The 13,287-nt window shown below is 66.3% G+C and carries 12 protein-coding genes; 4 read left to right on the top strand and 8 right to left on the bottom strand.

Annotated elements, in window-relative coordinates; translation table 11 throughout:
- Positions 1–11 precede the first annotated feature (11 nt).
- The 7 genes from ACIHA7_RS25365 to ACIHA7_RS25335 form a co-directional block, all read right to left on the bottom strand.
- The gene (locus tag ACIHA7_RS25365; RefSeq protein WP_397293445.1) at positions 12–1,340 is read right to left on the bottom strand and encodes an ABC transporter substrate-binding protein; all 1,329 of its coding nucleotides are present in this window, start codon (positions 1,338–1,340) and stop codon (positions 12–14) included.
- Between the two features lie 16 nt (positions 1,341–1,356).
- On the bottom strand, positions 1,357–2,223 hold the full coding sequence (locus tag ACIHA7_RS25360; RefSeq protein WP_135234140.1) for a carbohydrate ABC transporter permease: 867 nt from the start codon (positions 2,221–2,223) through the stop codon (positions 1,357–1,359).
- Positions 2,220–3,149, bottom strand: coding sequence for a carbohydrate ABC transporter permease (locus ACIHA7_RS25355; RefSeq protein WP_397293444.1), 930 nt, complete (start codon positions 3,147–3,149; stop codon positions 2,220–2,222). Before ACIHA7_RS25355 ends, ACIHA7_RS25360 begins: the two co-directional genes overlap by 4 nt.
- Before the next feature lie 172 nt (positions 3,150–3,321).
- Entirely contained in the window at positions 3,322–4,224 is a 903-nt protein-coding gene (locus tag ACIHA7_RS25350; RefSeq protein ID WP_397293443.1) for a L,D-transpeptidase, read from the bottom strand.
- A 300-nt stretch (positions 4,225–4,524) separates the two neighbouring features.
- Positions 4,525–5,928 (bottom strand): cytochrome P450, encoded by a 1,404-nt coding sequence (locus tag ACIHA7_RS25345; RefSeq protein WP_397293442.1) that lies wholly within the window; start codon positions 5,926–5,928, stop codon positions 4,525–4,527.
- A gap of 161 nt (positions 5,929–6,089) precedes the next feature.
- Complete coding sequence (locus tag ACIHA7_RS25340; RefSeq protein WP_397293849.1) at positions 6,090–7,301, bottom strand: serine hydrolase domain-containing protein; 1,212 nt, start codon at positions 7,299–7,301, stop codon at positions 6,090–6,092.
- 109 nt (positions 7,302–7,410) lie between these two features.
- Positions 7,411–7,965 carry a DUF6764 family protein gene (locus ACIHA7_RS25335; protein ID WP_397293441.1) on the bottom strand — a complete coding sequence of 185 codons (555 nt, stop codon included), beginning with the start codon at positions 7,963–7,965 and terminating at the stop codon, positions 7,411–7,413.
- 194 nt (positions 7,966–8,159) lie between these two features.
- On the opposite strand from ACIHA7_RS25335, the gene ACIHA7_RS25330 reads away from it, so the two are divergent.
- Together ACIHA7_RS25330 and ACIHA7_RS25325 are read left to right on the top strand one after the other, a co-directional pair.
- Positions 8,160–8,777: a hypothetical protein gene (locus tag ACIHA7_RS25330; RefSeq protein WP_397293440.1), complete on the top strand. Its 618-nt coding sequence runs from the start codon at positions 8,160–8,162 to the stop codon at positions 8,775–8,777.
- 59 nt (positions 8,778–8,836) lie between these two features.
- The gene (locus ACIHA7_RS25325) at positions 8,837–10,306 is read left to right on the top strand and encodes an MFS transporter (RefSeq protein ID WP_397293439.1); all 1,470 of its coding nucleotides are present in this window, start codon (positions 8,837–8,839) and stop codon (positions 10,304–10,306) included.
- 61 nt (positions 10,307–10,367) lie between these two features.
- Here ACIHA7_RS25325 and ACIHA7_RS25320 read toward each other — a convergent pair whose 3' ends face one another.
- Complete coding sequence (locus tag ACIHA7_RS25320; protein WP_397293438.1) at positions 10,368–11,042, bottom strand: serine protease; 675 nt, start codon at positions 11,040–11,042, stop codon at positions 10,368–10,370.
- Between the two features lie 561 nt (positions 11,043–11,603).
- On the opposite strand from ACIHA7_RS25320, the gene ACIHA7_RS25315 reads away from it, so the two are divergent.
- Together ACIHA7_RS25315 and ACIHA7_RS25310 are read left to right on the top strand one after the other, a co-directional pair.
- A complete protein-coding gene (locus tag ACIHA7_RS25315; RefSeq protein ID WP_397293437.1) occupies positions 11,604–12,422 on the top strand; it encodes an MlaE family ABC transporter permease in 819 nt (272 codons plus the stop codon).
- Positions 12,423–13,286 carry an ABC transporter permease gene (locus ACIHA7_RS25310; protein ID WP_107653465.1) on the top strand — a complete coding sequence of 288 codons (864 nt, stop codon included), beginning with the start codon at positions 12,423–12,425 and terminating at the stop codon, positions 13,284–13,286.
- The last annotated feature ends 1 nt before the right edge of the window (position 13,287 follow it).

Below are 13,287 nucleotides of genomic sequence, written 5' to 3'. Positions count from 1 at the left end.
AGGTGCGGTAATTACTTGGGCAGCTTCGGCGTGATCTGCCGGTCGATGATGGCCTGCAGCTCGTTGGTGACATTGGCGAAAACCGTCGCCGGGTCGGCGTTCTGCAAGCCGATCTGCTCCAGTCCGGTGCCGATGATCTTGTCGCCACCCGGCACGAACACCCGGGCGTAGTCCTGCGACTTGGTCAGCGGCAGCTGGTCGATGGCGACCTTGGCGTTCGGGTTCTTCGCGAGGAAGTCCTGCTCGCTCGGGTCGGCGATCGCCGACTTGCGCACCGGCATGTACCCGGTGGTCTGCGAGAAGTACGCGGTGTTCGCCGGGTTGGTGATGAACTCGATGAACTTGAGCGCGTTCAGCTTCCGCTCATCGGAGATGCGCGCCGGGATGGCCAGACCGGCGCCGCCGGTGGTGACGCCCGGCCCGTTCGGGTGCGGCAGGAACGCGGTGCCGAACTGCAGCTTGCCCTCCGCGTTCTGCTTGATGCCCTTGAGGTCACCGGTGGAGGCGATGGTGGAGGCGATGACGCCGGTGCCGAAATCGACCGCGATCTGCGGCTTGATGCCCGCGTACTTCTTGGTGTGGATCATGTCGCGCAGGAATTGACCCGCCGCGATGGTGCCCGGATCGTTGAACTTCAGCTGCCATTGATCGGAGTAGGCGCCGCCGAAGGTCCAGTTCGGCCCCTGGAAGGTCCAGGCCAGGTAGTTTTCGGCGTTGCCCCAGCCGTGCGCGAGTTTGCCGTCGCCGACGACCGCCTGGATCTTCGGGCCCCACTCGTCGAACTCCGGCCAGCTGTTCGGACCACGGTCCGGCAGACCGGCTTTCGCCCAGATGTCCTTGTTGTAGTAGAACAGCGGCGTCGACCGGGAGTACGGCAGCGCGTAGTGCTTGCCGTTGAACAGGTAGTCCGCGGCCAGCGAGTCCACGTAGTCGTCCAGCTCGACGCCCGCGTGCGCGAAGTGCTGGTCCAGCGGTTCGATGGAGCCGTTGAGGGCGTAGTTGAACCACCAGACATCGGACAGCACAACGACATCGGGCAGCTCGCCGCCGGACAGGGCCGCGTTGAACTTCTGCGACACCTCCTCGTAGTTCTTGCCCGCGTCGATCAGGTTGACCTTCAGGTCGGGGAACTTCTCGTGGAAGCGCTTGATCAGCTCGTTTTCCTGATCCTTCGAGCTGCCGGGGTGGTTGGACCAGAAGTTGATGGTGTTCGCCTCGCCGGACTGCTTGGCGCCACCGCCGGTGCCCGCGCATGCGGTGAGCGCGGCGCCCGCGGCGACGGCGCCGGCCAGCCCGATGAATCCGCGCCGGGACAGCGCGGGGAACTGAGAAGTGGACACGTGATTTCTCCTGTATCTAACCCTTGACCGCACCCGAGGTGAGGCCTTTGATCATGTGGCGCTGCAGCAGCAGGAACACGATGAGAATCGGCAGCATGGTCAGCAACGTGCCCGACATCACCGGGCCCCAGTTGGTTACGCTCGGGTTCTCGGTGTTCTGCAAGAGGGTCAGGCCGACCGGCAGCGTGGCCACCTCGGGGCCGTCGGCCATCAGGAACGGCCAGAGGTATTCGTTCCACTCGTTGACCAGCGTGACCACCGCGAAGGCGACCATGGTCGGCCCGGACATCGGCAGCACCACCCTGGTCAGCAGCCGCCACCAGTTGGCGCCGTCCATCCTGGCCGCCTCGATCACTTCCGAGGGCAGCGACAGGAAATGGTTGCGCATCAGGAATGTTCCGAACGCGACGCCGCAGAGCGGAACGATGATGCCCACCAGGGTATTTCGCCAGCCGAGTTGCGAGACCAGCGCGTAGTTGGAGATCACGGTGATCTGGTTGGGCACCATGAGCGCCGAGATGATCACCAGGAACACCACCGATTTACCGGGGAACCGCAGGAACACCAACCCGTACGCGCTGAACACGCCGAGCACGAACTTCACCGCGGAGACGACCGCCGTGACGATCAGCGAGTTGCCGAAGAAGGTCCAGAACGGCAGCTTGGTGGTGGCGTCCCGATAGTTCTCCGGATGCCAGCTGTGCGGCCAGTAGACCGCGGGCTGCACGTAGATGTCCGGGCGCGCCTTGAACGAGGTGATCACGATCCAGAACAGCGGTACGCCGACGATGATCAGCACGCACACCATGGCGGCGTAGCCGAGCAGCAGCACCCCGCGCTGGCGGCGTCGGTAGGAATCTGTCTCGGCGCCTGCGCTTTTCACTGCTCATTCCGATCCATGACGCGAACCTGCACCAGCGTGACGACCAACAGCACCAGGAACATGATGGTGGCCACGGTCGCGCCGTAGCCGGCGCGGAAGTTACGGAAGGACTCTTCGTACACCTGGTAGACCATGGTGGTGGTGCCGGTGCCGAGCGGCCCGCCGCGAGTCATCACGTTGATGATGTCGAAGACCTGCAACGAATTCAGTAGCACCGTGATCGACAAAAAGAAGGTGGTCGGCCGCAGCTGCGGCAGCAGCACCTTGGTGAACGTGGTCCACCGGCTGGCGCCGTCCATCTCGGCGGCCTCCATCAGCTCGGCCCGAACCCCTTGCAGCGCGGCCAGATAGATGACGAAGCTGTAGCCGAGGTTCTTCCAGATGTAGGTCACCGTCACCATGAACAGCGCCCAGTTCGGGTTCTGGTAGAAGTCAGGCACGGTGGCGACGCCGAAGCGGTGCAACACATCCTGGACCAGGCCGAAGCTCGGATCGAAGATGAACTGGAAGGCCACGCCGATGGCGGCGCCGGAGATCACGAACGGCGCGAAGATCGCCGAGCGGACCACATTGCGGCCGAACAGCTTCCGGTCCAGCAGCAGGGCGAGCGCGAGGCCGAGCACCATGCTGCCGACCACCGCCGCCAGGGTGAAAACCACTGTGTTGCTGACGATCTCCCAGGAGTCCGAGCGGCCCCACCACTCGCGGTAGTTCGCTACCCCGATGAAGGTGGCCACCGGGTCGGAGATGTTCCAGTCGTAGAACGAGAGCCGGATGTTGTCGAGCAACGGCCGATAGACGAACAGCGTGAGCAGCGCGAGATTCGGTACCACAAGCACCAGGAACAGGGCGTAGTCCGACCAGGGCCGGTTCCGCATACCGCGTCCGCGCGGTGGGGGGAGTACACGTTCCGGCTTCGCTCGCACGCCGCGCACTCTACGGACAGGAGCAAACAGTCGGTTAACGCTGTCCGGCGGGGCACTGAACTTCTCGAGCACGCGCCCAGTGAATCAAGAAGCCGAACATCACGATCGGCAATTTGCTTAATTGATCGTAATGTTCGGCTTCGTGACGTGTCTTCAGTTGTGCGGGAGCGCCTTAGTTCCAGTCGCCGGCGAGGCCGTCGCTGGTGCCGATCGAGCCACCCTTGGTGTTCTCGATGATGACCGGGTCACCCTTGCGGGAGTTCTCCATGAACCACTTGGCGTTCTCGGTGCTCACGTTGAGGCAGCCGTGGCTGACGTTGGAGTTGCCCTGCTGGCCGACCGACCACGGGGCCGCGTGCACGAAGATGCCGCTGTTGGAGATGCGGGTCGCGTACTCGACCTCGAGCTTGTAGCCCTCGGGGTCGGTGGTCGGCACACCGTAGGTGGACGAATCCATGATCATCTTGCGCAGCTGCTCGCCGACGATGTAGGTGCCGTTCGGCGTCTCGTGCTTGGTCTTGCCCATCGAGGTCGGCATCGTCTTCACCACCTCACCGTTGCGGGTGATGGTGATGGTCTTGGTGTTGTCGTCGGCCGTGCTGACGAACGCGTCGCCGATCTTGAAGGAGCTGCGCGTCCCGCCCGCCTCGACCTGCACGTCGGTGTTGTCCGGCCAGAAGTCGTTGGGCCGCCAGCGCACCTGCTTGTCACCGCGCCAGTAGAAGTGGCCCGGTGCGTTCTTCGAGGAGGTGACCTTGATGAACTTCTCGGCGGCGGCCTGATCGGCCACCGGCTCCTTGAAGTTGATGATGATCGGCTGGGCCACCCCGACCACCTCGCCGTCGGCGATGTTGATCGACGGCGGCGCGAAGTTGGGCTGCTGTGGCGCCGGGTCCTGCGCCGAACCGGCCGATCCGGAGCCGAGTCCGGGGAACGGTTCAGCGTCGGCGGGCGCGACGAGCAGAACGCCCGCCGCGATCGTCGCGGACAACAGGGCGCCCGCCCGCAGCCTGCGGGTCAGCTGTGCTCCCCGGCGGTGGGCAGGTAGCGACCCGGTGTGCGAAGCGGCATGCATAGGTTTCTCGTCCATTCCATCTCTCGGCGCACGCGCACAGGCGCACGCGTGTCTCGAGATCTCTCATCGGCGTGAAGCAGGCAGGGCTGCCCCACGGGTATTGACGGCCCGACCCTGCATCCTTCCTACCGTCCCGATGCGGCCCGAAGCCAGTTGCGGTTCACAGTGATTCGTTCCGACCGTTCGGTGTGGCAGCGGTCACACAACCGGGTAGCCGCTGGCCGGTTCGGTGAAAGGTACCGGTCACGTCGGCGAGTCCGGCATACGGTTCGACGCCGCTGGTGGGTCGCCGTGTGGGGTCTACCAAACGCCTTCGTGACGTAAATCACTCAGCACGTCGAACGGAATCGGGCGATGCGGACCGGTTGCTATGTTGTGCGGCACCGACATCGGCGTACGGCCGTTCGCATACCGTGGCGCCAAGCGGAGCCGCACGCGGTTCACGATGGTAGCCAACGCGATTCGCAGTTCGTAGTCCGCCAGCGCCGCCCCGACACAGCGCCGATGGCCGCCGCCGAACGGGGCGAATTCGAACGGCCGATACTTGCGCTCGATGAACCGCTCCGGCCGGAAGCGCTCCGGCTCGGACCACACCTGCGGGTCCGAGTGCAGCAACGGCACCGCGACCCCCATCGTGTCCCCCGGCGCCAGCGCCACCCCGCGCAGCGTGAACGGCGCGTTCAGTCTGCGCACCACGATGGGTACCGGTGGATGCAGCCGCAGCGTCTCCTGGCACACGGCGTCGAGGTAGGGCAGCGCCGCCAGCTCGACCGGGGCCGCGTCCGGGCCGGCCGCGCGCAACTCCGCGCGCAGCCGGGCCAGGGTGTCCGGTGCGCGGTGCAGCTGGAACAGGGCCCAGACCAGCGTCGTCGCGGTGGTTTCGTGCCCGGCGACCAGCAGGGTGCGCAGTTGGTCGCACAGGTCGTCGTCGGTGATCGGGGTGCCGTCGTCGTAGTGGGTGCTCAGCAACGTGCCGAGGATGTCGGTGGTCGGCGGGCCTGCCTTGCGCCGGGCGATGTCGTCGAGGATCAGCCGATCCAGCCGAGCCCTGGCCGCGACGAACCGATCCCATGGCGCGTGGCCGAACAGTCCGTGCCGCAGCACCGGCACCAGCATGAGCGGCCCGGAGAAAGTGGCGAGGAATTCGCCGACAGCATCGGTGTATTCGGCCCGCCGCGCCGGGCTGTCGACGCCGAACACCGCGGTCAGGATCACCCGCAGCGTGATCGCCCTGGTGGCCGCCCGCGCATCGATGCGGGTGCCGGGCCGCCATGCCCGGCCGGTGTCTCCCGCCAGTTCCTGGTGCACCGAATCCTGGATGATTGCCCCGTATTCGCGGATCCGCGCACCGTGGAAGGCCGGGGCGAGCAGCGCGCGGTCGCGGCGATGCCGCTCGCCCGCGGTGAGGATCAGCGAGGCGGTGCCGACCAGTGGCTCGATCGGATTCGGTCGCGGCGGAGCGGTCGCGTCGACCGGCGCGCGGAACAGCTCGCGCGCACCCTCGGCGGTGCCGGTGAACAGCGCCGACCCGAAGCCGGGGAAGCGCACGAAGAACGGATCACCCTCGCGCGTTCGGCGCCAGCGGAAGTACCTGTCGAAGTCCAGGCCCGCGGCCAGCGCGTGCAGCATCATCAGCCGAGGTGCTTTCGGCACGGCGACAGCACGCGACTTGCCCGCGCCGGACCCGGCTGTGCCCACTTCCATATCTATAGGTACGAACTCACCCGCAGTTGGGTTCGACGCGGCCGCGCAGTTGCAACCGGTGCTGGCGCCGAAGTTTCAGCTACGGCCCGCGCGAAGTTTCCGCCGCGACCCAGTGGTAAGTCTGGGCCGCGGCCCAGACGCCGAACGGCGGGCTGGAACCGTTAGCCAGCTGTTTCGTCGACGACCACGGAGGGTTTGATCCTGCGGACGGTATTGCGCGCGGTCGCCGCCAGCCGCGCCATCCTGGCGTCCCCGAGCGCGGTCACCGCGTTGCCGAGCCGGTTGGTGACGAACGCGACCGACATACCCAACTCCGGATCGGCGTAGGCGCCCGATCCGCCGACGCCGTAGTGACCGAACGCTTTTCGCGGCTGCTGCTTGGACATCAGCACCGGCCGGTGGTATCCGAGGGTGAAGCGCAGCGGCAGCCCGAGCACGTAGTCGCGGCTCTCGGCGGGCTGCGCCTGGTTGATGGTCTCGATCGTCTCCGGCCGCAGCAGCCGCACGGTCGCACCGCCACCCCGGTGCGCCGCGAAGACCTCGCCGTTGTTGGCCAGTGCCCCGTACATCCTGGCCAGCGCGCGGGCGGAGAAGACGCCGTTCCAGCCGGGCATCACCGCGTCGTGCACGCGCGGGTCGCGCACCAGTTCGTCGAAGCTCTCCGGCATACCCGCCTCGGCGAGCCCGCGGATCGGGCGCACCCAGGACAGCACCGACGAGGCGGTGTTCCAGCGGATCCCCGGCGGGCTGAGGTGCGGAAAGATCTTGGCGATCCGGTAGCGCTCGGATTCCGGTACCCGGAACCAGAATTCGTCGAGGCCGAGTGGCCCGGCGATCTCGCGGCGCAGCACTTCGGTGAACGGGTCCCCCGTGACGCGCTGCACGATCTCGGCGACCAGCCAGCCGAAGGTGATCGCGTGGTAGCCGGAGGTGCGGATGCGGCGCGGGTCGGGCGGGCTGTCGGCCAGCGCCCGGATCACGGCGTCGTAGTCGAGGATGCCTTCCCGGCCGGGGACCAGGCCGCGCACCCGGTGCAGGCCCGCGCGGTGCGCGAGCACGTCGCGCACGGTGATGTCGTCCTTGCCGTGCGCACCGAACTCGGGCCAGTACGTGGCGACCGGTGCGGCATAGTCGACCAGGCCGCGCTCGGCCAGCCGGTGCAGCACGGTGGCGGCGACGCCCTTGCCGGTGGAGAAGGTCAGCGCGACGGTGCTGCCGTTCCAGCGCCGGTCCTTACCGGCCCAGCCTGCCCAGATGTCCACGACCGGGGCGCCGTCGAGGTAGATGGTCAGCGCGCCGCCGCCGCGGCTCGGTTGGGTGAACATGCCGAAGAATTGGTCGGCCAACCGGATGAAGCGCGGGTCGACCAGCATCTCTTTGGGGGCGGCCAGCTTGCCCGCCGCGGGATCGGCGGCGCCGAAGTCGCCCGCCGTTGCCGAAACCATGGGGTCACCTCCTGACCACCGATCATCGGACCGTTACTCAGGGTAGCTGGTGCGCCGGGGTCTGCCAGCGGCCGAAGGGCGTGCTGAAACAGGCGTCGCCGGTATGGGAATTCCAGGCGAAGGCACCGGTGCCGAGGCACACCACGGTGTTCTCGGCGGTTTGCACGGCCGCGCGCGAACCGTCGAGGGCGACCGACGCGGCGATAAGCGGTGCGCCCGCAGGTGAATCCACTGCGCTGTCAGAATTCGCAGCGCCGTCAATGGAACTGCGTGCGATCGCGTCCTGGCCGATGCCGAGTGCGATCGGAATCCCGCCCGCCCCATCGCTGGCACCGACGCCACCGGCCATGCCGATGCCGATCGCCCTGGCACCCAGGGTCGCGTTCGCGTAGCCGACACCGTCGATTCCCAGAGATTTCGCCTGGCCGAGCAGGTCGGTGGCGGCGCGGCAGGCGGTGCGGCCGTCGATGACCGTGATGTCGGTGCCGTTTTCCGAGGTGCAATGCACATCGGTTGCTGAGGCCACCGCAGGCCACACCAGAGAGGTGATCACCGCGGCGGCCGAGCAGACGATCATGCTGATCAGCTTCACGGGTAACTCCTCTCCAACGCTGAAGTCCACCATACCCAGATGGGTTGCTGGAACCCCGATTCCACGGTCGAGTCGACGTGTGCGCGCTCGATGGTGTATGCATGGCGTGTATTTCAAGCTCAGCTATATTTTGTGTACTTCGGATTCTTACGGGGGTTTGAGTTCGGAGCGTTACAGCTCGGGAGGACTGTTACGTGTCTGGTCAACTGGCCTGGGGTCGTGTCGCGTTCGCGGCGTTTGTCGCGGTGGCCGCCCTAGCCGTGGTGGGCTGTAGCTCGACCATCAGCGGCCGCGCGCAGCCCGCGGTGGACAACGGCACCATCAACGCCGTGTCGATCACCAGCACGCCGAAACCCTCGGGCAAACCGACCACCGGCAGGCCGACGCCGACCACCAAGGGCGGCAACACCGATTTCGAGGCCAGCGAGGGCGACTGCGTCACGCTCGGCGGCACCACCTCGAACGCCACCATCGCGAAGGCGTCCTGCGGCAGTCGCGCGGCCAACTACAAGGTGATCGGCAAGGCGCCCAAGAGCACCCAGTGCGTGAGCGACGCCGACAACTACTACGCCGAGACCCTCAACGGCATCGAGCAGGGCGCGTACTGCCTCGACATCGACTGGGTCGTCGGCGGCTGCATGGATGTCGGCGGTGACGACCCCAAGCGGATCGACTGCACCGGCACCGCCCCGACCAAGGGCGTCAAGGTGGTCAAGCGGGTGGACGGCGCCGACGACGTGAGTGTCTGCGGCAGTGGCACCGGCTACGTCTACGAGGAGCGCCGGTTCGTCGTCTGCGTGCAGGAGCTCTGACACTTTCGCGCAGCGGTGAACTCCCGAGGATTCGGACATCGGGCAGCTAAGTTGTCTCGGTGAGCACGATTGATCTTCCCCGGCTGAAGTCGTCCACCGGCCGCTGGATCCTGCTGGCCACCATCCTCGGTTCGTCGGTGGCCTCGCTCGATGCCACGGTGGTGAACATCGCGCTGCCCCGCATCGGGGAGTCGCTGCACACCGATGTCGCCGGGCTGCAGTGGACCTTGAACGGGTACACGCTGACGCTGGCCTCGTTCATCCTGCTCGGCGGCTCGCTCGGTGACCGGCTCGGCAGGCGCAAGGTGTTCGTCTGGGGCACCATCGGTTTCGCGATCGCGTCGGTGCTGTGCGGTGCCGCGATGAATATCGAGATGCTGGTGTTCGCCCGCATCCTGCAGGGTGTGGCCGGTGCCATGCTGACGCCGGGCAGCCTCGCGCTGATCTCCTCGTCCATCGACCGGCGCGACCAGGGCGCGGCGATCGGGTTGTGGTCGGGCTTCGGCGGGGTCGCGGGCGCGCTCGGGCCGTTCCTCGGCGGCTGGCTGATCGAGCTGGCCGGGTGGCGCTCCATCTTCTTCATCAATGTGCCGCTCACCCTCGTCGTGGTGCTCGTCGCGCTCAAACATGTGCCGGAGAGCCATGATCCGAACGCCAAGTCGCAGTTGGACGTGCCGGGCGCCCTGGTGGTCGCGGTCGCGCTCGGCGCGCTGACCTTCGGCCTGATCGAGACCATGCCGCTGCTGCTGGTGTCGGGGGTGCTGCTGCTCGCGGCGTTCGTGGTGATCGAGCTGCGCAGCGACCACCCGCTGGTGCCACCGGCGCTGTTCGCGTCGCGGGTGTTCACCGCGGCGAACCTGGTCACCCTGGCGGTCTACGCGGCGCTCGGTGGCGTCTTCTTCCTGCTGGTGCTGGAGTTGCAGCTGGTGGCGGGCTATTCACCGCTGATGTCGGGTGTGGCCACCGTGCCGATCACGCTGATCATGCTGGTGCTGTCGGCTCCGGCCGGGCGCTGGGCGCAGGTGCACGGCCCGCGCATCCCGATGACGATCGGGCCGCTGCTCGCCGCGGGTGGGCTGGTGCTGTTGCTGCGCATCGGCCCGGACACCGTCTATCTCACCGATGTGCTGCCCGGCGTTGTCGTGTTCGGCTTCGGTCTCTCGGCCCTCGTCGCCCCGCTCACCGGCGCCGTGCTCGGTGCCGTGCCGTCCAGCGAGGCGGGCATCGCCTCGGGTGTGAACAATGCCGTCGCCCGGACCGCGCAGTTGCTCGCCGTCGCCGCGCTGCCCGGCCTGGCCGGCATCTCGGGTGCCTTAGGCGATCCCGTCGCCTTCCATCACGGCTTCGGCACCGCCCTGTGGATCTGCGTCGGGCTGCTGGTGGCGGGTGCGGTGCTCGCGGCGCTGCTGCTGCGGCAGCCGAGGCACCCCGCCACCCTGGACAGCGTCGACTGCCTGCCGCAGTGCGGGGTGGCCGGACCCGCGGTCGCGCCGCATGGCTCGGAAGCACCTGCTACCAACGAGAAATGAGCGGGCGCAGACGGTTTCTCAACCGCGCGCCCGCTCACTTCTCTTGTCTGGTGGAGACTTCTTAAATCGGCGTGAAGCCTGCGCCTACGCCGCCGCGGGCGTTGATGTCGCCCATGATGGTGCTCATGTTGGTGCCGACCTCGGGGCCGAAGCAGGCCAGGGCGAGGTAGGCGTTCACCATGCCGACGAGGGTGGAGCCGATGACGACCGGCGCACCGGAGTCACCCTCCACCACGCACATCTGGCTCCAGGTCTCCATGTTCGACGCGAACACGTCGCCATAGCTGATGCCACAGGTGTTGCCGGTGGTGCGGCCTTCCTTGCACACGATCATCGGGAACTGCGGCGGTGCGCCGAGCCCGGTGATGGTGACGTTGCCGATCCGGTTCACCGGGATGATCGCGCCCGGCGCGAACTCGATGACGGCGTAGTCGAGATCATGGTTGGAGTAGACGAACCGGCCGATCACACCGGCGCCGCGGTTGACCTCCGCGTACACCTCGGCACCGGGGTCGCCGCAGTGGCCGGCGGTGAGACCGACGAGCCGGCCCGCGTTGTCGTGGCCGACGGTGGTGACGGTGCACTCGAATTGGTTGTCGATGATGATGCCGGAGCCGCCGCCCACAACCGGCGGACCCGGCTCGGCCTGAGCGGCCCCCGCGCCCGTCCCGAGTAGCGCCGCACCGAGGGCTACGGCGAAGGCGGCGTTGGCCACCTTGGCGAGTTTGCTGAACATGTCCCTCCAGACGTCGGAAGCCCGCACGATATCAATTTGTCGCACCCATCGTGTCAGTATTCGGGTCCGGGCGCGTCATCTACTACGGGGTGTCCACGGCGGGCGAGCCTCAACCCCTTTTTCGACATAAGCTTAATTATGTCTCTTATTATCCATAATAGCGACAAGCTATCAAAAGGGGCGATGTCCGTTTCGAGTTTGTCCTCGAACTGTAGTACAGCCCGTTCTGTTCGGTTCCGGAATCAAATGTCATTTTGCATGAATTCTATCCGAATAAATTGCCGCGATGATGGTGTCTGGGCGGTCGATTCGCCCGGTTGACCTGTAACTTGTTCCAGAGAATCCACCCTTCGTTTTGGGCTGTGACCCAATATCGGTGGCGGCCGCCATAGCGTTTCGACCACAGTGACGATCGTCTATGACTGCAATCACAGGAGGGTGGTGTGTTCTGGCTTACTACGTAGTAAGGTGCGTCAAGCAAACAAGTCGTCGGGGCAGCCAACCGGCGTCGAGAGGGGTTAGCCAGTGCAGTCGACCGAGAGTCCGCCAACAGGATCACGGATGAGTGATGCGGTCGATTGGACCAAGGGTTACTGGGCAGACCATCCGAAGGCTTCGCTGGAGACCTTCGGTCGCCAGATCACCATGGGGATCGCCGCGGTCGCCGAACTGTTCGTCGCCATCTTCCGGCGCCGCTTTCCGTTCAACGAGTTCATCCGCCAGTGCGCGTTCATGGCCAGCGTCTCCGCGGCCCCGACGCTGCTGGTCGCCATCCCGATCGGCGTCATCGTCTCCATCCAGGTCGGCTCGATCGCAGGCCAGGTGGGTGCCACCTCCTTCATCGGCGCGGCCAACGGCCTCGGCATCATCCAGCAGGGCGCTCCCCTCGTCACCTCGCTGATGATCGCAGGCGCCGTCGGCTCCGCGGTATGCGCCGATCTCGGCTCGCGCACCATCCGCGAAGAGATCGACGCCATGAAGGTGATGGGCGTCGACCCGATGCGCAGGCTGGTCGCCCCCCGGCTCGGCGCGGCGATGCTGGTCAGTGTGCTGCTGTGCGGCTTCGTCGTCTTCGTCGGCTTCCTGACCGGTTACATCTTCAATATTTTCGCTCAGGGTGGTACGCCGGGTTCCTACATCGGCACCTTCTCCTCGTTCGCGGTAACCCGCGATCTTCTTGTCGCACTGATCAAATCGCTGATTTTCGGTCTGCTCGCCGCGATCATCGCGTGCGATAACGGATTGAATGCGCGCGGTGGTCCCGGCGGCGTCGCCAACGCGGTGAATTCCGCGGTGGTGAGTTCCGCCATCATGTTGTTCGGGGTGAACCTCATCATCACCCAGGTGTACAACGCACTGCTCCCGTCACAGGTGGTCTGAGTGTCGTCGACATATGTTCCGCCGCTACTGCGGCCGTTCCAGCAGTTTCGCAAGGGCGCGCAGGCGCCGGTCGATCTGCTCGCCAAGCTGGGCCACCAGGTGTTCTTCCTGCTGCGCTCGATCGGCTCGATCCCGTTGGCGCTCAAGCACTATCCCAAGGAAGTGTGGCGGCTGCTCTCCGACGTCTCCTGGGGCAACGGCAATCTGGTGGTCGGCGGCGGCACCATCGGCGTCGTGGTCATCCTCAGCGCGTTCGGCGGGATGACCGTCGGCATCCAGGGGTACAACTCGCTGAACCTGCTCGGCCTGAGCCCGATCACCGGCGCGGTCTCCGCGTTCGCCACCACCCGCGAACTCGGCCCGCTGCTCGCGACGATCGCCTTCGCCGCGCAGGCGGGCTGCCGGTTCACCGCACAGCTGGGCGCCATGCGCATCTCCGAGGAGATCGACGCGCTGGAGTCCATCGCGATCCGGCCGCTGCCCTACCTGATCAGCACCAGGATGTTCGCGGCGATGGTCGCCATCATCCCGCTGTACTGCCTCGGCCTTGCCATGGCCTACCTGTCCTGCTCGCTGACCGTGCAGCTGATCGGCGGCACGCCGGGCGGTACCTACCAGCACTACTTCTACCAATTCCTGGTACCGACGGACGTGATCTACTCCTTGCTCAAGGCGATCCTGTTCGTCGCGATCACCACGTTCATCCAGTGCTACTACGGCTTTTTCGCCTCCGGCGGACCGGAGGGGGTCGGCGTCGCGGCCGGCCGGGCGATCAAGGTGTGCATCATCGCGGTCGTCTTCGCGAACCTGTTCATGACATTGGCGATCTGGGGAGTCAACCCCGGCATCAGGATCTCGGGGTAGC

The sequence above is a fragment of the Nocardia sp. NPDC052316 genome (genome assembly GCF_044547795.1).
Taxonomy (GTDB): domain Bacteria; phylum Actinomycetota; class Actinomycetes; order Mycobacteriales; family Mycobacteriaceae; genus Nocardia.
This window is presented reverse-complemented; position numbering and strand designations above follow the sequence as displayed.

Coding starts and splice junctions, on each gene's coding strand:
- ACIHA7_RS25350 (WP_397293443.1), bottom strand. CDS start 4,224: ATGCATGCCGCTTCGCACACCGGGTCGCTACCTGCCCACCGCCGGGGA.
- ACIHA7_RS25345 (WP_397293442.1), bottom strand. CDS start 5,928: ATGGAAGTGGGCACAGCCGGGTCCGGCGCGGGCAAGTCGCGTGCTGTC.
- ACIHA7_RS25340 (WP_397293849.1), bottom strand. CDS start 7,301: ATGCTGGTCGACCCGCGCTTCATCCGGTTGGCCGACCAATTCTTCGGC.
- ACIHA7_RS25320 (WP_397293438.1), bottom strand. CDS start 11,042: ATGTTCAGCAAACTCGCCAAGGTGGCCAACGCCGCCTTCGCCGTAGCC.
- ACIHA7_RS25315 (WP_397293437.1), top strand. CDS start 11,604: ATGAGTGATGCGGTCGATTGGACCAAGGGTTACTGGGCAGACCATCCG.